Here is a 22219-nt window from a genome sequence, read left to right on the forward strand (position 1 = left end):
AAATGAACGGCTTCAGCGGCCTAGATAAACCTCGATCACCCGCTCATCCGCCTGCACCTGCTCCAGCGATCCTTCGGCCAGCACACTGCCCTGGTGCAGCACGGTGACATGGTCGGCAATGCTGCCGACAAAGCCCATGTCATGCTCCACCACCATCAGCGAATGCTTGCCGGCCAGGCCTTTGAACAGCTCGGCAGTGAATTCGGTCTCGGCATCGGTCATGCCCGCCACCGGTTCGTCGAGCAGCAACAGCTGCGGCTCCTGCACCAGCAGCATGCCGATCTCGAGAAACTGCTTCTGGCCATGCGACAACAGCCCGGCCTGGCGCGCAGCCAACGGCAGCAGGCGCACGGTGCTGAGCACCTCGTCGATGCGCTCTCGCTGCTCGCCCGACAGCCGCGCAGCCAGGCTGGCCCACACCGACTTGTCGGTTTTCAGCGCCAGCTCGAGATTTTCGTAAACCGTCAGCGCTTCGAACACGGTCGGTTTCTGGAACTTACGGCCAATCCCGGCCTGGGCAATCTGGTACTCGCTCATGCGGGTCAGGTCGAGGGTGTCGCCGAAGAACGCCGTGCCGGTATCCGGCCGGGTCTTGCCGGTGATCACGTCCATCAGGGTGGTCTTGCCGGCGCCGTTAGGGCCGATGATGCAGCGCAGCTCGCCGACCCCGATGTACAGGTTCAGTGCATTGAGCGCCTTGAAACCATCGAAACTTACGCTGATGTCTTCCAGGCTCAACACAGTGCCGTGGCGCACCTCCAGGCCTTTGCCGCGGCGCTGGCCAAGGCCGATGGCATCGCGGCCAGCACCTAACTGATCGAACACCGGTTCGAGCATGAACTCGGGGTGTACTGGGGGCACGCCTTTCATGGCTGGCTCCTTTTCTTCAACAGGCCGACCACACCCTTGGGCAGGTACAGGGTGACGACAATGAACAGCGCACCGAGGAAGAACAGCCAAAACTCCGGGAAGGCCACGGTGAACCAACTCTTCATGCCATTGACCAGACCGGCGCCGAGTAGCGGCCCGATCAGCGTGCCACGCCCGCCCAACGCGACCCACACCGCGGCTTCGATGGAGTTGGTCGGCGACATCTCGCTGGGGTTGATGATGCCCACCTGCGGCACGTACAGCGCCCCGGCCAGGCCACACAGGACGGCGCTGAGCACCCACACCAGCAGCTTGAAACCGCGCGGGTCGTAGCCGCAGAACATCAGCCGGTTTTCCGCATCACGCAGCGCGGTGAGCAGCCGGCCAAACTTGCTCACGGTCAGCCGCCAGCACAGGAACAAGCTCGCCAGCAACAAGCCGACAGTGAGCAGGAACAACACCGCCCGGGTGCCTTGCGCGGCGATATCGAAGCCCAGGATGGTGCGAAAGCTTGTAAAGCCGTTGTTGCCGCCAAAGCCGGTCTCGTTACGGAAGAACAGCAGCATGCCGGCAAAGGTCAGCGCCTGGGTCATGATCGAGAAGTACACGCCCTTGATCCGCGAGCGGAAGGCGAACCAACCAAACACCAGCGCCAGCAGGCCCGGCGCCAGCACCACCAGGCACATGGCCCAGGCGAAGTGCTGGGTGCCGGCCCAGTACCAGGGCAGCTCGGTCCACGACAGGAAGGTCATGAAGGCCGGCAGGCTATCGCCTGCGGCCTGGCGCATCAGGTACATGCCCATGGCGTAGCCGCCCAGGGCGAAGAACAGCCCATGGCCGAGCGACAGCAGCCCGGCGTAGCCCCAGACCAGGTCCAGGGCCAGGGCGACGATGGCGTAGCAGAGGATCTTGCCGACCAGCGTCAGGGTATAGGCCGATACCTGCAGCGGGTGATCTGCCGGCAGCAGCGACAGCAGCGGCAGGGCCAGCAACAGCAGGACGACGGCGATGCCGATAGCCAGCGACAAGCGCGGCCCGGCCTTTTGCGTGGCGGTGACAAGCAGTGGCTGGTTCATCAGTCGATTACCCGTCCCTTGAGGGCGAACAGGCCTTGCGGACGCTTCTGGATGAACAGGATGATCAGCGCAAGGATGAGGATTTTGCCCAGTACCGCACCCATCTGCGGCTCCAGCAATTTGTTGGCGATGCCCAAGCCGAAAGCGGCCCACAGGCTACCGGCGAGTTGCCCGACACCGCCGAGCACCACCACCAGGAACGAGTCGATGATGTAGCTCTGGCCAAGATCCGGGCCGACGTTGCCGACCTGGCTCAGGGCCACCCCGCCAAGGCCAGCGATCCCCGAGCCGAGGCCGAAGGCAAGCATGTCTACCCGGCCTGTGGAGACGCCGCAGCAGGCGGCCATGTTGCGATTCTGGGTCACCGCACGCACGTTAAGGCCCAGACGGGTGCGATTGAGCAGCAGCCAGGTCAGCAGCACCACAGCCAGAGCGAAGCCGATGATCACCAGGCGGTTGTACGGCAAGACCAGGTTGGGCAGCACCTGGATGCCGCCCGACAGCCAGGCCGGGTTGGCCACTTCGACGTTCTGCGCGCCGAACAGCAGGCGGATCGCCTGGATCAGGATCAAGCTGATGCCCCAGGTCGCCAGCAGGGTTTCCAGCGGCCGCCCATACAGATGGCGGATCACCGTGCGCTCCAGCGCCATGCCGACCCCGGCACTGACGGCGAAGGCCACAGGCAGGGCGATCAGCGGGTAGAACTCGATGGCACCGGGCAGGTAGCGCTGCAGCAGCACCTGGACCATGTAGGTGCTGTAGGCGCCGAGCATGAGCATCTCGCCATGGGCCATGTTGATCACCCCGAGCAGGCCGAAGGTGATCGCCAGGCCCAGTGCCGCGAGCAACAGGATCGAACCTAGCGACAGGCCGCTGAAGGCCTGGCCGAGCAGCTCGCCGATCAGCAACTTGCGTTTGACCTGGGCCAGGCTGGTTTCAGCCGCGGTGCGTACGCCCGCATCGCTTTCGGCGCCAGGCTGCAGCAGCGCCTCCAGGCGCGTGCGGGCCAAGGGGTCGCCGGTTTCACCGAGCAAGCGCACCGCCGCCAGGCGTACGGCCGGTTCGCTGGCGCCCAGTTGCAGGTTGGCCAGGGCCAGGCCGAGGGCGGCGTGCACAGCGGCGTCGGCTTCGCTGGCGAAGCGTCGGTCGAGAAAGGCCATTTGCGCTGGTTGGGCGCTGCGTTGCAGCTCGCTGGCAGCGGCCAGGCGCACTCTCGCATCGTCGCTGAACAGTTGGTGGCTGGCCAAAGCGTTGTCGATCAGCCCACGCAGGCGGTTGTTCAGGCGCACTTTGCGGGTGTCGTCGGGCGCGATGCGGCCTTGCTTGAGCGAGCTGAGCAGGGCCAGCCGAGTGGGGGCTGGCTGCGCCGCCCAGTCCTGGAGCAGGCGCGCCTGCTCAGCGGGTTTGGCGCTGAGGAAGAATTCGCCTTCGCTGGCCTGGGTTGCCAGGGGCAGCAGCAGGAGCAGGGCGAGCAGAAGTCGATACATGGGGTATCCCTGGACGAGGGTGGTGTATTCATCGCGGGGCAAGCCCGCTCCCACGGAGATTGCACAGGTTTTCGAAACGTGCTCGTCACCTGTGGGAGCGGGCTTGCCCGCGAATGGCCGCGTAGCGGCCACAGCCAATCAGTTACCTTTCACGGCGTAATCTGGCCGCTTGTCATTCCCCGGAATGAACGGGCTCCAAGGCTGCGCCCGCAGTGGCTGCTCGGTCTCCCAGACCACGCTGAACTGCCCGTCATCCTGGATCTCGCCGATCATCACTGGCTTGTGCAGGTGGTGGTTGGTCTTGTCCATGGTCAAAGTGAAACCGGACGGTGCCTTGAAGCTCTGCCCTGCCAGCGCCTCGCGCACTTTGTCGACATCGGTCGATTTGGCCTTCTCGGCCGCCTGCGCCCACATATGGATACCGACGTAGGTGGCTTCCATCGGGTCGTTGGTCACGGCTTTGTCAGCGCCCGGCAGGTTCTTGGCCTTGGCATAGGCCTTCCAGTCGGCGACGAACTTCTGGTTGACCGGGTTATCCACCGACTCGAAGTAGTTCCACGCCGCCAGATGCCCCACCAATGGCTTGGTGTCGATGCCGCGCAGTTCCTCTTCGCCGACCGAGAACGCCACCACCGGCACGTCGGTCGCCTTCAGGCCCTGGTTGGCCAGCTCTTTGTAGAACGGCACGTTGGAGTCGCCGTTGACGGTGGAGATCACTGCCGTCTTGCCGCCTGCGGAGAACTTCTTGATGTTGGCGACGATGGTCTGGTAGTCGCTGTGGCCGAACGGCGTGTAGACCTCTTCGATGTCCTTGTCGGCCACGCCTTTGCTGTGCAGGAAGGCGCGCAGGATCTTGTTGGTGGTGCGCGGATAGACGTAGTCGGTGCCCAGCAGGAAGAAGCGCTGGGCACTGCCACCGTCTTCGCTCATCAGGTACTCGACCGCCGGGATCGCCTGCTGGTTGGGTGCCGCGCCGGTGTAGAACACGTTCGGCGACATCTCTTCACCCTCGTACTGCACCGGGTAGAACAGCAGGCCGTTGAGCTCTTCGAACACTGGCAGCACCGACTTGCGCGACACCGAGGTCCAGCAGCCGAACACCACTGCCACCTTGTCCTGGGTCAGCAACTGGCGGCTCTTTTCGGCGAACAGCGGCCAGTTGGACGCCGGATCGACCACCACCGGTTCGAGCAGCTTGCCATTGACCCCGCCCTTGGCATTGATCTGCTCGATGGTCATCAAGGCCATGTCCTTGAGCGAGGTCTCGGAAATCGCCATGGTCCCGGACAGCGAATGCAGGATGCCGACCTTGATGGTCTCGGCGGCCTGGATGCTCCAGCTAAGGCCCATCGCCGCAATCGATGCGCTGAGGGTAAAAGCCTTGATCAGACTGCGACGCTTCATGTGCTCTCTCCGTTGAGTTTTTTATGGTGTTGGCAACCCGGGAGAGGGCATGTGCAAGGGGTGTGCCCAGTTTTTGGACACGGCAAAGCCGCCGTTTTTCGGGGCTTGCAGAGGTGGGGGTAGAGAAATGAGGTCCAGCTTGGTGCCAGTAGGCCCAGCGTGCACAGGATTGGGGCCGCACAGCGGCCCCACAGGCTTTCAGTCTTGCGCGTTGCTGACAGCCGCACGCGGATGACGACGGCTACGCACGAACTGATAAGTCACCGCCAGGATCACGAACCACAACGGCGTCACGATCAACGCCTTGCGCGTGTCGTCTTCCAGGGCTAGCAGCACCAGGATGCCGGCGAAGAACACCAGGCACACGTAGCACATGAAGCGCCCGCCCGGCATCTTGTAGGTCGAAGCCTGGTGCAGCGCCGCGCGCTGGACGCGGTACTTCAGGTACGACAGCAGGATCAGCGTCCAGACGAACATGAACAGCAGCGCCGATACGGTCGTGACCAGGGTGAACGCCTCGACCACATCAGGGATCACGTAGATCAACACCGCCCCCAGCAGCAGGCAGGTGCACGAGAACAACAGACCATTGGCCGGTACCGCGCGACGCGAGAGTTTCTCGAACGCCTTGGGCGCATCGCCCTCCTGGGCCAAGCCGAACAGCATGCGGCTGGTCGAGAACACGCCGCTGTTGGCTGAAGAGGCCGCCGAGGTCAGCACCACGAAGTTGATGATGCTCGCCGCTGCCGGCAGGCCAGCCAGCACGAACAACTCAACGAACGGGCTCTTGCCCGGCACTACGTCGCGCCATGGCGTGACGGCCATGATCGCGATCAGCGCCAGCACGTAGAACACGATGATGCGGATCGGGATCGAGTTGATCGCCCGTGGCAGGGTGCGTTGCGGATCCTTGGCTTCGGCGGCAGTAGTGCCCACCAGCTCGATGCCGACGAAGGCGAACACGGCGATCTGGAAGCCGGCGAAGAAGCCCATCAGGCCATGCGGGAACATCCCGCCGTCGTTCCACAGGTTGGCCAGTTGCGCGGTGCGCCCGCTCGGCGATTCGAAGCCGGTGATGACCATGTACAGGCCAGTGGCGACCAGGCCGAGGATGGCGACGATCTTGATCATGGCGAACCAGAACTCAAGCTCGCCGAACATCTTCACGGTGACCAGGTTCAGCGACAGCAGCAGCGCCACGCAGGTCAGCGCCGGTATCCACTGGGGCAGGTCAGGGAACCAGAACTGTGAATAGGCGGCAATGGCGACGACGTCGGCGATACCCGTGACCACCCAGCAAAACCAGTAGGTCCAGCCGGTGAAGTAGCCGGCCCAAGGTCCGAGCAGGTCGGCCGAGAAGTCGATGAAGGATTTGTAGTTGAGGTTCGACAGCAGCAGCTCGCCCATCGCCCGCATGACGAAGAACAGCATGAAGCCGATGATCATGTAGACGAAGATGATCGACGGGCCGGCGAGGCTGATGGTCTTGCCCGAGCCCATGAACAGGCCGGTGCCGATCGCGCCGCCGATGGCGATCAATTGGATGTGGCGGTTGGTCAGGTTGCGTTGCAGGTGCTGGTCATCAGCAGGCGTGGAGGAGGTCCGGGTCATTGGCTGCATTCCATTGAGGGTCAGTCTTTTTGTGCGAGCCGAGTAGGCTAACACGCGCGTCCCAATTCGGGGCGCGACAGATCGACACGACATCTGTGCTGTTTGCCGGCCTCATCGCGGGGCAAGCGCGCTGCCACGAATTGCAAATGCTTCGTGGGAGCGGGCTTGCCCCGCGATGAGGCCATCAGTTCAGAATCAGGCCCGAGCCATCACCCTGCGCCGCACCACCAGGCTATCGACCACCCACATCATCAGCATCGACACCCCCACCAGCGGGAACGCCACGCCCAGCACCAGCATCACCACCGTCGCCGTCTTCCAGCGCGGCAGGTCATGACGCAACGGCGGTACCCCCAGCCCACCCGTCGGCCGGCGTTTCCACCACATCACCAGGCCACTGACCGAGCCCAGCAGAATCATCAGGCACACCAGCAAAATGATGATCTGGTTCAGCGCCCCGAACATCTTGCCCTCATGCAACATCACCCCAAGCTCGGTGGCCCGGGCGACTGGGCTGTAGTCCTGCCAGCGCACATCCGCCAGCACCTTGCCGGTGTACTGGTCGACATGCAGGGTGGCGTCGTTACGCGGATCATCAGCGAACACCGCCAGGGTGAACACGCCATCAGCAGTGGTCGGCAGGGTGATGCTGTAGCCAGGCTCGACCTGGCGATGGGTGGCGATGTCCTCAACCTGCTGCAGGCTGACCTGCGGCGCGGCCGGGGCGCTCGACATCATGTGATGGCCAGCATGTTCGGCATGCGCGCCGGACTGCGGCATGGGCGTGTTCTCCATCGCCCAAGGCACGGTCTGGCGATGCGCCTGGTTGAGCACGCGGGCTTGTTGGTCAGACGTGGGCACGTCATTCCACATGGCAGCCGGGAAGCGATTCCACAAATCGGCATACTGCTTGCCCCACAGGCCGGTCCAGGTCATGCCGCTGAGCAGCATCAACAGCAGCAGCGCCGAGCCCCAGAAGCCACTGACCGCATGCAGGTCGCGCCACAGCACCCGGCCGCGGGCAGACAGGCGTGGCCACAGCACACCGGCACTGTTGCGCCCGCGCGGCCACCACAGGTACAGCCCCGACACGACCAGGACGATGCCCCAGCCAGCCGCCAGCTCCACAAGGCGATCGCCCACGGTGCCGACCATCAGCTCGCCGTGCAGGGCGCGGGCCACGGCTTGCAGGTTCTGCTTTGCATCCTGCTCGCCGAGCACCTTGGCGCTGTACGGGTCGACGAACACGTTCAGCTCGCGTCCGCCGTCATGCACCACGAACTGCGCGCTGCGCTCGGCGTTGAGTGGGGGCAGGTATTGGGCCACATGCCCCTGCGGGTAGGCCTGGTGCACCTGGCTGAGCAGGGTGTCGGCGTCTTGGCGGTGATGACCGGCCTCGACCACCATCAGCTCGCGGTACATCAGCGGGTCGAGCTGTGGCTTGAACAGGTAGATGATCCCGGTGATCGCCAGCAGGATCATGAATGGCGCGACGAACAGCCCGGCGTAGAAATGCCAGCGCCAAGCCAGGTTATAGAAGGAAATGCGTGGTCCGCTCATGGAACCTCCCATCGGCAAGGTGAAAGGGCGCGTCCGTAGCCGCGCCCATTGTTGTTGTCAGAAGCTGATATCGACCTTGGTCCAGAAGGTCCGGCCTGGCTCGCTAACCGGCTGTGGATCGCTGGCCGGATAGCCGAACCCGGCGTTCCCGGCCAGGTTCAAGTGCTCGGCGTAGGCTTTGTCGAACAGGTTGTCGACGCCCGCGCTGAGCTTGAGGTTGTTGTTCACCTTGTAGGCACCATTGAGCGAGAACACCCCAAAGCCTGCGCTTTTTTCGTAGTCCTTGCCGACCACGTTGCCTTGGTTTTCGGCGATGCGGTTCTGCGCCGCTACCAGTCGCCACAACGCCCCGGTGCTCCACTTGTCCTGGCTGTAGGTCAGGCCCAGGCGGCTTTCCAGGGGCGGCATCTGTGGCAGCGCTTTGCCATCACTGCTGTTCTTGCCCCAAGCGTAGGCCAGGGTCGCGTCGGCTTTCCAGTTTTCCGACAGCTTGTAGGCTGCGCCAAGTTCGCCGCCCATGATCCGAGCGTCGATGTTCTGCGCCTGGGAGGTGCTCATGCCCATCATGCCGGTGCGGTAGTCGAACAGGATGTAGTCGCGGATCTGCCCGACATAGCCCGAGGCCCAGGCCTCCATGCGCTCGTCGCGGTACTGGATACCGAAATCGAGCTGGGTGGTCTTCTCCGGCTTGATGCCGTCAAAGGCATTGGCTGCACCGGCCGGGCCTTGCTTGGGCGAGAACAGCTCCCAGTAATCGGGGAAGCGCTGGGCATGGCCGAGGCCGATGTAAGTGGTTGCCGAAAGCGCCGCCAGATCATGCTCATAGCGCACGAAACCGCTGGGCAGGGTGTCGGCGCGGGTGTCGCCGCCGGTGGCGCTGGTCTGGCGGAAATCGCGGGCAGAGGCGCGGTCCAGGCGCGCACCGGTAATCAGACGGTCAGCGCCTGTGGCGTACCAGGTCAGTTCGCTGAACAGCCCATAGTTATGGAAGTCGGCATCCTTGGTCCATGACTGGCCCTTGTGCGCATCGACGCCCATGCCGCCGCGCTTGCGGTGCTCGTTGGTCTGGGCATCGATGCCGCTGATCAACTGCACATCGGCCCAGCGCCAAGTGGCCTTGATCCGCGCGCCCAGGGTGCGACGGTCGACGTTGCTGACCATCGGCATGCCCATCATGCCGCTGCCTGACGGTGTGCGCAGGCTGTAGTTGTCCATCACGTGGTCGGCGTAGTTGTAGTAGACCTGCGCCTCGATCTTGTCGAGCACCTCGCCGAGGTTGGATTTCTCGAAACGCAAGCCAAGGCTTTCGCGCTTGAACTGCGAGCCGTCCATGCCACGCCCGGCGTAGCGCGCCTCGCCATCGCCCTTGCCGGCGGTGAGTTCGAGCAGGGTGTCGGCGTCCGGGGTCCAGCCGAGGGTGACGTCGCCGTTCCACTTGTCCCAGCGCGAGGGCACGCTGTCGCCGTTGCCGTCTTGATAGTCGTCGGAGCGCGATTGGTTGCCGACAAAGCGCGCATAGGCCTGGCTGTTGCCGGCGGCTGCGTCGAGGACTTTGTCGAAGCGGCCGTTGGAACCGGCCAGCAGGCTGGCGTTGACCCGGCTGCCGAGCGTGCCGAAGCGTTCCGGCTCGCGTTCGAAGAGGATGGTCCCCGCCGAACCGCCCGGCCCCCAGATCACGCTTTGCGGGCCTTTGATCACGGTCAGGCGGTCGTAGGTTTCCGGCGAAATGTAGGAGGTCGGGGCGTCCATTCGGTTGGGGCAGGCGCCGAGCATCACGCCGCCGTTGGTGAGGATGTTCAGGCGCGAGCCGAACATGCCGCGCAACACCGGATCGCCATTGGTGCCACCGGAGCGAATCGCCGAGAAGCCCGGGATGGTCTTCAGGTAATCGGCGCCGTCGCTGGCCGGTACTGGCTGGCGTGGGTCCTTGGGGTTGGTGACGATGGTCAGCGGCGAGCTGGGCGCGACAGCGGTGATTACCGTCGGGCTGAGCTCGGCAGAATCGTGCTCATGGCCTTCGTGGCCGGGCTCGGCCGCCAGCGCCAGGGGGGCCAGCAGCGAGCCGCAGAGCACGGCGATGGTCCCGCGCAGGGACAGGGCAAAAACAGGGGTGCAGCCGGACATAATGATTCCAGTCGATCAGTCATGAGTGGGCGCGAAGCCTCCTGGCTCCGTGCGGTCAATAGGTGTTCAGACGTCGATCGACAAGAAGGGCGGGGCGCGACTGCGCGCACCAGGGAAGACGGCCTGACCGGCGTGGCCCTGGCGGGTAAGCGCATGCAGGGGTGGGGCGGGCGGGGTACTACTGGCGTTGAGCGGACTGAAGGTTTGCGGCAAGGCTGGGCAGTTGAACAGCAGGCTGCAATAGCCGCATTTTTCCCACAGCGCGTGCAGCTCGCCATCGCTGCCATGGCCATGGTGCCCGGCGTCGGCATGGCTGTGGCCGGCGGACATGCTCATGTCCATCGGCATATTCATGCCGGCGTGGTGATCCATCGGCATCGACTGGGAAACCAGTGGGCCGATGAAGATCATCCACATGGCGAACAGGCTCAGCCAGCCGCCACCGGCGCGCCTGCGATCAGGGCGGGTGGTACGGCGGATGGTCCGTTCGCGCAGCACGCTCATGGCGAGTGCCTGTCAGCGATCAGTGCGCGTGCTGGTGCTCTGGCTGGTCGGTCGGTGGTTGTTTCTGCACCGCGACCTGCACGGTGATGTCACCGGCCTTTTCGAAGTGCAGGGTCAGCGGGAAGCGTTTGCCGTCGCTGAGCAGGCTGCGGTCCTTGGGCTGCATGAGCATCACGTGGTAGGCGCTGGGGGCGAATACCAGGTCCTGGCCTGCCGGGATCGCCACGCTGGGCACCTGCTGCATTTTCATCAGGCCTTCGGCGGTCTTGGCGTGCTCGTGCAGTTGCGCATCATCGCTGATCGGGCTGGCGACGCTGAGCAGGCGATCATCCTGCTTGCCGTTGTTGTGCACGACGAAATAGGCCGCCACGTTGGGCGCGTTGGGCGGCAGTTCCAGCGACCACGGGTGGGCGATGTGCAGGTCGCCCTGGGAGTATTCATGGGCGTTGGCGAAGGCGCCGGGCAATAGCAGGGCGGCCAGGACGAGGGCTTGCTTGAGCATGGAATGAGATCTCCGATCTGTGCAGGTTCAGGGCGATAGCGTCGAGAACTCAGGCCAGCGGAGAGGCACGCGGGTTTAACGCCGGCCAGAGCTGGCGAGGCGTAGGTTGATAGCGGGCGAGGTTGGGTAGTTGGCCAATGCTCAGGTGCGCCGGGCTGTGCAACTGTGGCGGCTGGCCGGGTAGGGCCAGTAGCGGCGCTGCGCCCGAGCAGCACCAGCAGTGCTGCATGTTGGCGTGCGCGTCGCCTTGATCGCCGAGATCGATCTTGGCCAGGGCCTTTACATCGAGCTTGGCTTTGGCGCCCATGCTGGAACAGAAAGCCCCCCACAGCAGCTGCTCGGCCGCGGTCTTGGGCGCGGCCGACGACAGCGGCATGGCCAGCAAATTGAACAGCACTGCAAGGCAGGCTATCCAGGCGATGTGCCGACGTGGGGGCATGGAGAGATCCGGTCAGGAATCGTGGCGGGTATTGTACGGCGGAGTATAGGTAAAAATGCTGGGGTGCGGTGAAGTGCCGCAGGCATGAGGTGAGTGTTGCCGTATCGGCAGGCCCGATACCTTCCAGTCGGTGTCGTTTGCTTTGGGGCCGCAGCGTGGCCCTTCGCGGGTAAACCCGCTCCCACAGGTATCGCATTGATCTTGCGCTCGATGCTGTGCCTGTAGGAGCCGAGTTGTCGGGGTGTCTTAGGCCTTGCGCCCAAGCAACCCGCGCACGGTCTCTTGCAGATCCGCAGGCAACACCACAACCTTGGCGTTGTCGCTGCCGGCCAGATTCTCCATCGCGCCAATGTAGCGCTCACCGAGCAGGTACATGGCCGGGGTGGTCTCCGTCCCTACTGCATCGCGTACCAGCGAAATCGCCCGCGCCGACGCTTCTGCCAGGTTGATCTGCGCCTCGGCATCCAGCTTGGCCGATTGCAGGCGGGCTTCGGCTTCCAGAATCGCCGCCTGCTTGGCGCCTTCGGCACGGGTTACATCGGCTTTACGCTCACGCTCGGCAGCCGCCTGGCGCTCCATGGCCATCTGCATGTTCTCGGACGGCTTGATGTCCTGGATCTCTACCGAGCGCACGGTCACGCCCCAGTCTTCGGTCTGTTCGGACATCGCCTCGCGCAGGCGTGCCTTGATCTGCTCGCGGCTGGACAATGCTTCGTCCAAATCCATCGCGCCGACGATAGCCCGCAGCGAAGTCATGGTCAGGCTGGTCACGGCGAAGGAGAAATTCTGCACGCCGTAGGAGGCTTTTTGCGGGTCGACCACCTTGGCGAAGCACAGGGCGTTGGCGACGATCACCGCGTTGTCCTTGGTGATGATTTCCTGCTGCTGCACATCGAGGATGATGTCTTTGGTCGGCAGGCGGTAGGCGACCACGTCCATGTACGGGATGACGATATTCAGGCCGGGCTTGAGGGTGCTGTGGTAGCGCCCCAGGCGCTCGACGATCCACTCCTCGCCCTGAGGCACGATGCGCACCCCTTTGAACACGGTGATGAGAACGAACACGGCGAGGGTGCCGACGACGATAAGACTGGTCATGCTACGAACTTCCTTTTAGTACGGATTCAGGCCCGGCTGACCCGGGCGGTGTTGCCTTCGATGGCGGTCAGGCGCACGCGCTCGCCAGCGGCGATGTCGCTGTCAGCGATGCAGGTCCATTCTTCGTTGCCGAGGATCGGCTTCTGGAAGCGCACTCGGCCTTTCTGGAACTCAGAGACACTGGCGGTGAGCAAGCCGACTTCACCAATCACGCTATCGGCGGTCCAGCGCACATCGGCCTTCTTGCGCCGAAATAGCTTGAACCACAGAACGGTGGTGACAGAGGAAAACAGCACCCACAGCAGCACCTGCATATCCAACTGCAGGTTTGGCGCGAGCAGGGCAATCAGCGACACCAGCACGGCACCGATGCCGAACCAGAGAATGAAGAACGTGGGCAGGACCAGTTCGAGCAGGATCAGGGCCACGCCGAAGACGAGCCAGATCCACCATTGCATTTCCATATGGGTGGGCCTTCCAGGAGAGGAGGGCGGAGTTTACGGCAGATTGCAGGCACAGGGCCATCTGCTTGTACGGTATGAGGGGGCTGAAATCTCTGAATATTCCGTAGGGAGAAACCTGCGAAAAGCTAGATCGATGTCACCCAGTCTTCGACTCTGAGGCCCGGTACACGCTGAAACTCACGCAGATTGTTTGTCACCAAAATAAGCCCGCACGCTCGGGCGTGGCCCGCGATCATCTGGTCATAGGGCCCGATGGGTGTCCCAGCCTGAGCAAGTTCTGCGCGCAGTTGACCACTCTGTGCTGCCGCATGACTGTTGTAGTCGAGGACCTCCAAGCGTGCGGCGAAGCCCTCGACAACCGCCAGGTTACGTTCCGGGGCAGCAGATTTTTCCGCACCGTAGACCAGCTCCATCAATGTGACCGTGCTGATAGCCAGTTGGCCGTGATGGCGATTGAATGCATCGCGCACGGCTTGCGGCTTGTTCTTGATAGTGAAAATACAGATGTTGGTATCGAGCATGTACCTGAGCATCAGAATCCTTCGCGCTCCTGGTCGGCAGGTTGTTCTCGCTGGGCCATGAAATCTGCGCTCACGTCATCGCCCTCGAACCAGCTGTCCCAGGATTCACCGGCAGGAGAAATGATGCGGGTACGACCAATCGCGACGATGTCCACTCGGGTAATTTCTTCAGGAAGGGCTACAGATTTAGGCAAGCGAATGGCCTGACTACGATTGCTCTTGAAGACTGCACCTTGGTCCATATCGAGCCTCCATGGAAGCGCCAATGTATGTCTGAAGTTTATGGTCGGTTGGGTATATGTCAACGGGATATACGTTTCGGGTGCACCTGTCAAAGGGCTAGCGCCGTCAGCAACGATTCGATCTGGCTGAACTCGCGATCCACAGCCGGTAACACCGGCCGCTTGAGCACCAGCACAGGCACGCCCAGCTCGCGCGCCACCTCAAGCTTTGGTTCTGTGGCCACGCTGCCGCTGTTCTTACTGACCAGCACATCGATGCGCCGTCGTGCGAACAGTGCGCGTTCATCGGCAATCTGGAAAGGACCGCGGGCGCCGATGACCTCGCAGCGATCATTGCCAGGGCAGGCGTCGAGGGCGCGCAAGGTCCAGAACTGCTGCGCGGGGATTTCGTCCAGATGCTGCAAGGGCTCGCGGCCCAGGGTGAACAGCGGGCGCGCGAAGGGTTCGAGCGCTTGCATCAGCTCAGCCCAGTCCGCCACCTCACGCCAGTCATCACCGGGCTGCGCCTGCCACGCAGGGCGGCGCAAGGCCCAGCACGGGATGCCCGCCGTCTGCGCCGCGCGAGCTGCGTTGTGGCTGATCTGGGCGGCGTAGGGATGGGTGGCGTCGATCAGCAGCGTGATGCGCGCCTCTTGCAAATAGGCGGCAAGCCCTTGGGCACCGCCATAGCCGCCGACCCGCACCGTGCAGGCCAGGTCCTGCGGCACACGGCCGATGCCGGCCAGGCTATAGACGTGCTCGGGGCCCAGGCGCCGGGCGATTGCCAAGGCCTCGGTGACGCCGCCTAGCAGCAAGATGCGTTCGCTCATTGCACACCTGCCTGGCCAACGATACCGCCCTGGCGGTCGATGGCGAAGACTTCGACGTGCACCTGAGCCGGGACCACACTGCGGGCGAACGCCTGGGCATGGGCGCACACCGCGTCGCCCAGTTCGATCCCTGCTGCATGGGCCAGGGCCAACGCTTGCTGGCTGGTATTGGCGGCAATGATCGCCTCTTGCAGGGTTTGATCGGCGCCAATCTCCCGCGCCCAGCCGGCCAGTTGCGGCAGGTCGATACTCGAGTGGCGGCTGTGCAGGTCCATGTGCCCGGCGGCGAGCTTGCTGATCTTGCCAAAACCACCGCACAGGCTCAGACGCGCCACCGGCACTTTGCGCAGGTGCTTGAGTACCGCGCCGACGAAGTCGCCCATCTCGATCAGGGCGATCTCCGGCAGGTTGTAGACCCGGCGCATGGTGTCCTCGCTGGCATTGCCGGTGCAGGCAGCGATGTGCGTGTAGCCATTGGTGTGGGCGACATCGATGCCCTGGTGGATCGAGGCGATGTAGGCCGAGCAGGAGAACGGCCGGACGATCCCGCTGGTGCCGAGGATCGACAGGCCGCCGAGAATACCTAGTCGTGGGTTCATGGTTTTCAGCGCCAGTTGATCGCCATCGCGCACATTCACCGTAACCTCGAAACCGCCGCTGTAGGCGCAATCGCTGGCCAGCTGTTGCAGGTGCTCGGTGATCATCCGGCGAGGCACCGGGTTGATCGCCGGTTCCCCTACCGCCAGCACCAGCCCTGGGCGGGTGACAGTGCCGACGCCGATGCCGGCGACGAAACGGATGCCCGGTGCATCGAGCAGGCGCACCTGGCTGTAGAGCAGGGCGCCGTGGGTGACGTCGGGATCGTCGCCGGCATCTTTCAGGGTGCCGGCCTCGGCGCGCTCGCCATCGCGTCGACAGAACTCCAGGCGCATCTGTACTTGCTTGCCCTTGGGCAGGGTGATGGCTACGGCGTCATGGCGCTGCCCGGTCAACAGCAGCCGGGCAGCAGCCAAGCTGGTGGCGGTCGCGCAGCTGCCGGTGGTCAGGCCGCTGCGCAGAGGCGCGGGTTGTTCGCGGGTCTCTTCACGCATCGAGGGGTTTCACCACGTCGAGCAGGGTGATCGGCAAGGCCTGGCGCCAGGTATCGAAGCTGCCCAAGGGTTGCGTCTGGGCGACATGGATGCGGGTCAGCTCGCCGCCATGCTGCTGGCGAAACTGCGCCAGGGCCACTTCGCTTTGCAAGGTCACCGCGTTGGCCACCAGCCGGCCGCCGGGGCGCAGGCGCTCCCAGCACAGCGGCAACACGCCGTCGCGGGTGACGCCGCCGCCGATGAAAATGGCATCGGGCCGTTCCAGCTCGACCAAGGCTTGCGGAGCCTTGCCGCAGATCAGTTGCAGGCCAGGCACGCCGAGCGCGTCGCGGTTGTGTTCGATAAACTCTTGGCGGCCTTCGTCGGCCTCGATCGCCAATGCCCGGCAGCTGGGGTGGGCACGCATCCATTCGATGCCGATCGAGCCACAGCCAGCGCCGACATCCCACAGCAGCTCGCCGGGCTGCGGGGCCAGGCGGGCGAGGGTGATGGCGCGGACATCGCGCTTGGTCAGCTGGCCATCGTGACGAAAGGCGCTGTCGGGCAGTCCGCAGGCTGTCGACAAACGCGGTGCGTCGGGCGTTGCCAGGCACTCGATGGCCACCAGGTTGAGGGCGGCGCTGTGGGCATGCGGCCAGTCTTCAGCGGTGCCGCTGAGCTGACGCTCTTCAGGGCCGCCGAGGTGCTCGAGGACGTGCATCCGGCTTGGGCCAAAGCCGCGTTCGCGTAGCAGTGCGGCGATCTGCGCCGGGCTGTCGCCATCGTTGCTCAGCACCAGCAGGCGCACGCCGCTAAAGAGCTGGGCATTGATTGCGGCCAAAGGGCGGGCGACGATCGACAGAATGTGCACCTCCTGCAATGGCCAGCCGAGGCGGGCAGCGGCCAGGGCGCAGGAGGAGGGCGTACTGAGCACGCGCATGTGCTCGGCAGGAACCTGCCGCGCCAGGCTGGCACCGACGCCGTAGAACATCGGGTCGCCGCTGGCCAGGACGCACACCGGTTCGCCGCTTTGGGCCAGCACGGGCGCCAGTGAGAAGGGGCTCGGCCACTGCACGCGTTCGCCGTTCACACAGCGTGGCAGCAAGGCCAACTGGCGTGGGCTGCCGAAGATCCGCGAGGCGCCCAGCAGAGCACGCCGGGCGGGTTTGCCCAGGCCGCTGAAACCGTCTTCACCGATACCTACTACTGTCAGCCACGGGGCCATTAATTTCACTTCCATCATTTTGGGGCGCGAAGCTGCCCCTGAATTCCATACGATCTTCGACCGCCGGTTTTTCATGCCGCCGGACAAAGCAGGCATAATACCGCGCCTTCTACACTCAAGCGCACTTTGACGATTGCCGGATGCCCTCTTGAACCCGTCCCTGCCCCCCGCCATTTCGCCCCGCCCCTCGGCCTGCCCGGGGTTGTGGCGTATCGTTGCCGCGCGCGATGGCGGTATCTGCCGGATCAAGCTGCCCGGTGGTGTGCTGCTGGCCGACCAGGCCGATGCCGTCGCTGCGGCGGCAGAGCGATTTGCCGGCGGCGTGATCGAGGCGACCAACCGCGCCAACCTGCAGATTCGCGGCATTGGCGCGCAGCATCGCGAGCTGATCGAGCACCTGCTCGCAGCCGGCCTCGGCCCGCGTGAAGCCGCGGGCGACGATGTGCGCAACGTGATGCTCAGCCCATTGGCCGGCCTCGATCCGCTCATGCTCGTCGATACCCAGCCGCTCGCTGCGCAGATTTTGCAGATGCTCGAAAGCACCCCGCGTTTGCACCAGCTGTCGGCCAAGTTTGCCGTGCAGCTCGATGGCGGCGAAGGCCTGGCGATGCTTGAACACCCGCATGACCTGTGGCTCTCGGCGGTTGAGCTCGATGGCGAGCGTTGGCTGGCATTCGGCCTGGCAGGGTGCCCAAGCCGGGCACTGGGTGCGGTCCCTGTGCAGGCTGGGCTGGCGCTGACCCGTGCGGTACTGGAGCGCTTCCTCGACTTGGCCAGCCCTGAGCAATCGCGGATGCGCCAGTTGCTCGAAACCTGTCCGGCCGAGCGCTTCATCGCCGGACTGGGGCTTGAGATCCGTCGCGACGCCGCGGTGCTTGGCTGGCAGCGTTCAGCGATCCGCACGGGCTGGTTGGGCAGGCTGACGCAACGGCAGGGCCTGGCCCTGGGCATCGCCCCGCCCCTGGGCCGCTTGACCCCCGCCATGCTGCGCGGTGTTGCCCGTATTGCGCGCCAGGCAGGCGACGGTCAACTGCGCCTGAGCCCCTGGCAGAGCGCGGTACTGACCAATATCGACCCCGCGCAGATCGACGCCGCCCAAGCCGAGCTCAAAGTCCTCGGTCTGCTTTGCGATGCAGCGCAGCCCTTGGCGCGCCTCACCGCCTGCACCGGCTCCAGCGGCTGCGCCAAAGCCCAGGCCGACACCAAGAGCGATGCCCTCACCCTGGCCAGCGGGTTGCCTGCTGGCGCGCTGGCCAGTGTGCACCTGTCCGGCTGCAGCCGATCCTGCGCCGCGGCCCATGTTGCCCCGGCCACCCTGCTGGCCCGCGCGCCGGGCCGCTATGACCTTTATCTGCGCGATGCGCGCCTGCCGGGCTTCGGAGCCCTGCGCGCCAGCGACCTTACCTTGAAAGAAGCAGGCGCCATGCTCGACCTGCCCACGGAGCACCTTGATGATTGACTACATCCGCGATGGTCAGGAGATCTATCGCAATTCCTTCCGGATCATCCGTGAGGAAGCCAGGCTCGAGCGGATCCCCGCTGACCTGGAAAAACTCGCTGTACGGGTGATCCACGCCTGCGGCATGGTCGAGGCCATCGACGGCCTGCAATTCTCCGAAGGTGCGGGTACGGCGGGGCGTGAAGCCCTGGCCAAGGGCGCGCCAATCCTGTGCGACGCGCATATGGTCGCCGAAGGCATCACCCGCGCGCGGCTGCCGGCCAACAATCCGGTGATCTGCACCCTGCGTGACCCGAGCGTGCCCGACCTGGCCAAAGCACAGGGCAACACGCGCTCGGCGGTGGCCCTGGAACTGTGGCGGCCGCACCTGGAAGGCAGCGTGGTGGTGATTGGCAACGCGCCGACCGCACTGTTCTACCTGCTGGAAATGATCGATGCCGGCGCGCCGAAACCAGCACTGATCCTGGGCTTCCCGGTGGGCTTCGTCGGCGCCGCCGAATCCAAGGCCATGCTGGCTGCAGACAGCCGTGGGGTGCCGTTCGTGATCATGCAGGGCCGACTGGGTGGCAGCGCCATGGCGGCGGCGGCGGTCAACGCACTGGCCACGGAGGTCGAATGATGCAGGCGCGTGGACGTCTTCTCGGCCTGGGCGTAGGCCCTGGCGATCCTGAACTGATCACCGTCAAAGCCCTGCGCCTGCTGCGCGAGGCGCCGGTGGTGGCGTACTTCGTCGCCAAGGGCAAGCGCGGCAATGCCTTTGGCATCATCGAGGCGCACCTGCAAGCCGAGCAGACCCTGCTGCCGCTGGTGTACCCGGTAACCACCGAAGTGTTACCGGCGCCGTTGTCCTACGAGCAGGTGATCAGCGATTTCTACGATGAAGCCGGCCAACAAGTGGCCGCGCATCTGGATGCCGGCCGGGATGTGGCGGTGATCTGCGAGGGTGATCCGTTCTTCTATGGCTCGTACATGTACCTGCATGATCGCCTGGCCCAGCGTTATGAGGCCGAAGTGATCCCGGGCGTGTGTTCGATGCTCGGTGGTGCTTCGGTGCTGGGTGCGCCGCTGGTCTACCGCAACCAGACGCTGACCGTGCTGTCTGGCGTGCTGCCTGCCGAAGAACTCAAGCGCCGGCTGGCCGATGCCGATGCGGCGGTGGTGATGAAACTGGGGCGTAACTTGCCCAAGGTCCGCCAGGTGCTTGGCGAGCTCGGTCTGCAAGGGCGTGCGCTGTACGTTGAACGCGCGACCATGGCCAACCAGAAGATCGTCCCGCTGCAAGAGGTCGACCCGCAGTCTTCGCCATACTTCTCGCTGATCATCGTGCCGGGGGAAAAATGGCAGGGATGAACATGCGCAAGGCCCCCGCAATCGTCATCCTCGGCGCTGGCAGCCTGGCCACCGCGCAGCGGATCCAGCAGCTTTATCCACAGGCCACCCTTCACGGCCTGCGCGGTCGGGTCGAGGCGGTCGACAGCCTGTATGAATCCTTTGGCGAGACGCTGCGTGGCCTGTATCAGCAGGACACGCCGATCATTGCCCTGTGCGCGGCGGGTATCGTGATTCGCACCCTGGCTTGCCTGCTCAGCGAAAAGGACGTCGAGCCGCCCGTGCTGGCCGTGGCCGAAGATGGCAGTGCAGTGGTACCGCTGCTCGGCGGCCTGGGCGGGGTCAACCTCATGGCGCGGGAGATCGGCGAGGCGCTGGGTGTGGCGCCTGCCATCACCACCAGTGGTGAGCTGCGCTTCGGCACCTGCCTGCTCAACCCGCCAGAGGGTTACACCCTGGCCGATCTGGAGCAGGGCAAGCGGTTCGTTTCTGATCTGCTGGCCGGCCAGAGCGTGCGCATCGAAGGCGATGCGCCGTGGCTGGCGCACGCGCAGCTGCCGGCTGATGCTCACGCGCAGCGCACTATCCATGTGGGCTACCAAGCCCGCCCGGACCATCGCGATGAGCTGCTGATCCACTCGCGCTCGGTGCTGGTGGCGGTCAGCGCCACCCAGGCGGACCTTACCACTGAAGTGCGCGCGGCGCTGGCCGAAGCCAACATCGCCGAGCAAGCTTTGGCCTGCTTGCTGGCCAGTGAGCAGGATATGGCTGCCCCCGCGCTGCACCAAGCTGCGCGCGCCCTGGACGTACCGCTGCGTTTCGCGGCGCCAGCCGGCAGCCTGCAGAGCATGGTCGCGCACGTCTTGCCTGAGGCGCAGACGCTGGCAGTTTCAAACGTGGTAATCGCCGCGACCCCAGCACCCATCGAGGTCGCCAAGCTCGGGCGAGCACGGGGCCGGCTGGCGGTGATTGGCCTCGGCCCAGGCGCGGCCGAGCTGATGGTGCCGGCGGTCAAGGCCGAGCTGGCGCGGGCCGAGGATGTGCTGGGTTATGAAACCTATGTGCGCATGGCTGGCCCGTTCCGCGCTGATCAGGTGCTGCACTGCACCGATAACCGCGAAGAAATGCAGCGTGCCCGGCATGCGTTCGAGCTGGCCGCTTCCGGGCGTTCGGTGGTGGTGGTGTCGTCGGGTGATCCGGGCGTGTTCGCCATGGCTGCGGCGGTGCTTGAAGCGCTGCACGAGTCCAGCGATCCGGCCTGGCATCGGGTCGATCTGGAGATTCTCCCAGGCGTCTCGGCATCGCTGGCCACCGCCGCGCAAGCGGGAGCGCCGTTGGGCCACGATTTTTGCGTGATGTCGCTGTCCGACAACCTCAAGCCCTGGTCGATCATCGAGAAGCGTCTGGACCTGGCCGCTCAGGCCGATCTGGTCTTGGCGTTCTACAACCCGATCTCCAAGTCCAGGCCGACCCAACTGGGTGTGGCCCTGGATATCGTCCGTCGCCATCGCCAGGGGCAGACGCCGGTAGTGCTGGGGCGCGACATTGGCCGGCCAGGGCAGACGCTACGGGTGGTGACCCTCGCCGAGCTGCAGCCGGAAATGGTCGACATGCGCACCATGGTGCTGATCGGCTCGTCGCTGACCTGTACCTTCGGGCGTGACGGTGGTGGTGAGTGGGTGTACACCCCGCGCTGGTATGGCGAAAAACCCTGATGGGGTTCAGGACATCAGGTAACCTTTGATCCCGGTGAAAATGATCTGCGCCGCCAGGGCGCAGACGAACAGCCCCATCAGCCGGCTGACGATCTGCAAGCCCTGGTCGCCGAGGATCCGCTCGATGCGGTGGGACAAATAGAGCACCAGGCCGACGGTGAAGCTGGCCAGGGTAATGCTGACGATGGCCAGCAGCTTGTCGTCCCAGTGCGGCTGGCCGACGCCCATCACCAGCAGCGCGCCGATGGTACCGGGGCCGACGGTCAGGGGGATTGTCAGCGGTACGATGGTCACATCCTGCTGGACGTTATCGGCCTGCACCGCCGGCTTGCCTTGAGCCATGCCCAGCGCCGAGATGAACAGCACGCTGCCAGCGCCGATGCGAAAGGCGTCGGCGGTGATGCCGAACACGCCGAAAATCACCCGCCCGAACAAGTACAGCAGGACGCTGGCGATCAACACGGCAATGGCCACGCGCCAGGCCAGCTGCTTGCGCTCTTTGCTGGAGTGACCGCGGGTCAGGCTGATGAAGCAGGACAGCACGAAGAACGGGCTGTAGAGCACGAGCATTTTCAGGTAGACGCTGAACAACTCATGGAGCATGGCCGAGGTCCATGGCGGGGGAGGGTGCGAGGAAGTGTATCAGCTGTGAAGGCCTGAGCGCGTTGAGCAGTGCGGGCGCTATCGCGGGGCAAGCTCGCTCCCACGCA

22 protein-coding genes are annotated in these 22219 nt (G+C 64.6%); 4 read left to right on the forward strand and 18 right to left on the reverse strand.

Annotated elements, in window-relative coordinates; translation table 11 throughout:
* Positions 1-12: 12 nt before the first annotated feature.
* From urtD to cbiE, 17 genes are all read right to left on the reverse strand, one after another.
* Entirely contained in the window at positions 13-870 is an 858-nt protein-coding gene (gene urtD / locus ACF8K2_RS00250) for an urea ABC transporter ATP-binding protein UrtD (protein WP_392462973.1), read from the reverse strand.
* Positions 867-1946, reverse strand: coding sequence for an urea ABC transporter permease subunit UrtC (urtC, locus tag ACF8K2_RS00255; protein WP_392462974.1), 1080 nt, complete (start codon positions 1944-1946; stop codon positions 867-869). Before urtC ends, urtD begins: the two co-directional genes overlap by 4 nt.
* Positions 1946-3433, reverse strand: coding sequence for an urea ABC transporter permease subunit UrtB (gene urtB, locus ACF8K2_RS00260; protein WP_392462975.1), 1488 nt, complete (start codon positions 3431-3433; stop codon positions 1946-1948). The genes urtC and urtB overlap by 1 nt, the downstream gene beginning before the upstream one ends.
* A 138-nt stretch (positions 3434-3571) precedes the next feature.
* Positions 3572-4837 carry an urea ABC transporter substrate-binding protein gene (gene urtA, locus ACF8K2_RS00265; RefSeq protein WP_186555559.1) on the reverse strand — a complete coding sequence of 422 codons (1266 nt, stop codon included), beginning with the start codon at positions 4835-4837 and terminating at the stop codon, positions 3572-3574.
* A gap of 198 nt (positions 4838-5035) precedes the next feature.
* Entirely contained in the window at positions 5036-6448 is a 1413-nt protein-coding gene (cycA, locus tag ACF8K2_RS00270) for a D-serine/D-alanine/glycine transporter (protein ID WP_186555558.1), read from the reverse strand.
* A 195-nt stretch (positions 6449-6643) separates the two neighbouring features.
* Positions 6644-8008: a PepSY-associated TM helix domain-containing protein gene (locus ACF8K2_RS00275; protein WP_392462976.1), complete on the reverse strand. Its 1365-nt coding sequence runs from the start codon at positions 8006-8008 to the stop codon at positions 6644-6646.
* Positions 8009-8065: 57 nt separating this feature from the next.
* Complete coding sequence (locus tag ACF8K2_RS00280) at positions 8066-10132, reverse strand: TonB-dependent copper receptor (RefSeq protein ID WP_392462977.1); 2067 nt, start codon at positions 10130-10132, stop codon at positions 8066-8068.
* Between the two features lie 66 nt (positions 10133-10198).
* Positions 10199-10636: a DUF2946 domain-containing protein gene (locus ACF8K2_RS00285; RefSeq protein ID WP_186555555.1), complete on the reverse strand. Its 438-nt coding sequence runs from the start codon at positions 10634-10636 to the stop codon at positions 10199-10201.
* 19 nt (positions 10637-10655) lie between these two features.
* A complete protein-coding gene (locus tag ACF8K2_RS00290; protein ID WP_186555554.1) occupies positions 10656-11138 on the reverse strand; it encodes a copper chaperone PCu(A)C in 483 nt (160 codons plus the stop codon).
* 49 nt (positions 11139-11187) lie between these two features.
* Entirely contained in the window at positions 11188-11577 is a 390-nt protein-coding gene (locus ACF8K2_RS00295; protein WP_392462978.1) for a DUF2946 domain-containing protein, read from the reverse strand.
* A gap of 246 nt (positions 11578-11823) precedes the next feature.
* Positions 11824-12675 carry an SPFH domain-containing protein gene (locus tag ACF8K2_RS00300; RefSeq protein WP_186555552.1) on the reverse strand — a complete coding sequence of 284 codons (852 nt, stop codon included), beginning with the start codon at positions 12673-12675 and terminating at the stop codon, positions 11824-11826.
* A gap of 26 nt (positions 12676-12701) precedes the next feature.
* Complete coding sequence (locus ACF8K2_RS00305) at positions 12702-13139, reverse strand: NfeD family protein (RefSeq protein ID WP_186555551.1); 438 nt, start codon at positions 13137-13139, stop codon at positions 12702-12704.
* A gap of 125 nt (positions 13140-13264) precedes the next feature.
* Positions 13265-13672, reverse strand: a complete 408-nt coding sequence (vapC, locus tag ACF8K2_RS00310; protein WP_392462979.1) for a tRNA(fMet)-specific endonuclease VapC — start codon at positions 13670-13672, stop codon at positions 13265-13267.
* Entirely contained in the window at positions 13672-13902 is a 231-nt protein-coding gene (gene vapB, locus ACF8K2_RS00315) for a type II toxin-antitoxin system VapB family antitoxin (RefSeq protein WP_392462981.1), read from the reverse strand. Before vapB ends, vapC begins: the two co-directional genes overlap by 1 nt.
* Positions 13903-13991: 89 nt before the next feature.
* Positions 13992-14711, reverse strand: a complete 720-nt coding sequence (locus tag ACF8K2_RS00320; RefSeq protein WP_392462982.1) for a cobalt-precorrin-6A reductase — start codon at positions 14709-14711, stop codon at positions 13992-13994.
* On the reverse strand, positions 14708-15802 hold the full coding sequence (locus tag ACF8K2_RS00325) for a cobalt-precorrin-5B (C(1))-methyltransferase (protein ID WP_186555549.1): 1095 nt from the start codon (positions 15800-15802) through the stop codon (positions 14708-14710). The genes ACF8K2_RS00320 and ACF8K2_RS00325 overlap by 4 nt, the downstream gene beginning before the upstream one ends.
* Positions 15795-17006 (reverse strand): precorrin-6y C5,15-methyltransferase (decarboxylating) subunit CbiE, encoded by a 1212-nt coding sequence (cbiE, locus tag ACF8K2_RS00330; RefSeq protein ID WP_392462983.1) that lies wholly within the window; start codon positions 17004-17006, stop codon positions 15795-15797. The genes ACF8K2_RS00325 and cbiE overlap by 8 nt, the downstream gene beginning before the upstream one ends.
* 133 nt (positions 17007-17139) lie before the next feature.
* On the opposite strand from cbiE, the gene cobG reads away from it, so the two are divergent.
* Genes cobG through cobJ form a run of 4 tightly spaced genes read left to right on the forward strand, consistent with a single transcriptional unit; the run spans position 17140 to position 21509 of the window.
* Complete coding sequence (gene cobG / locus ACF8K2_RS00335) at positions 17140-18465, forward strand: precorrin-3B synthase (protein ID WP_392462984.1); 1326 nt, start codon at positions 17140-17142, stop codon at positions 18463-18465.
* Positions 18458-19084: a precorrin-8X methylmutase gene (locus tag ACF8K2_RS00340; protein ID WP_368972698.1), complete on the forward strand. Its 627-nt coding sequence runs from the start codon at positions 18458-18460 to the stop codon at positions 19082-19084. Before cobG ends, ACF8K2_RS00340 begins: the two co-directional genes overlap by 8 nt.
* Complete coding sequence (locus ACF8K2_RS00345; RefSeq protein ID WP_186555545.1) at positions 19081-19815, forward strand: precorrin-2 C(20)-methyltransferase; 735 nt, start codon at positions 19081-19083, stop codon at positions 19813-19815. The genes ACF8K2_RS00340 and ACF8K2_RS00345 overlap by 4 nt, the downstream gene beginning before the upstream one ends.
* Positions 19803-21509: a precorrin-3B C(17)-methyltransferase gene (gene cobJ / locus ACF8K2_RS00350; RefSeq protein WP_392462985.1), complete on the forward strand. Its 1707-nt coding sequence runs from the start codon at positions 19803-19805 to the stop codon at positions 21507-21509. Before ACF8K2_RS00345 ends, cobJ begins: the two co-directional genes overlap by 13 nt.
* A gap of 6 nt (positions 21510-21515) precedes the next feature.
* On the opposite strand, the gene ACF8K2_RS00355 is transcribed toward cobJ, so the two are convergent.
* Positions 21516-22112: a MarC family protein gene (locus tag ACF8K2_RS00355; RefSeq protein WP_392462987.1), complete on the reverse strand. Its 597-nt coding sequence runs from the start codon at positions 22110-22112 to the stop codon at positions 21516-21518.
* Positions 22113-22219 lie beyond the last annotated feature (107 nt).

Source organism: Pseudomonas sp. xss_2, from assembly GCF_043104195.1.
Taxonomy (GTDB): domain Bacteria; phylum Pseudomonadota; class Gammaproteobacteria; order Pseudomonadales; family Pseudomonadaceae; genus Aquipseudomonas; species Aquipseudomonas urmiensis.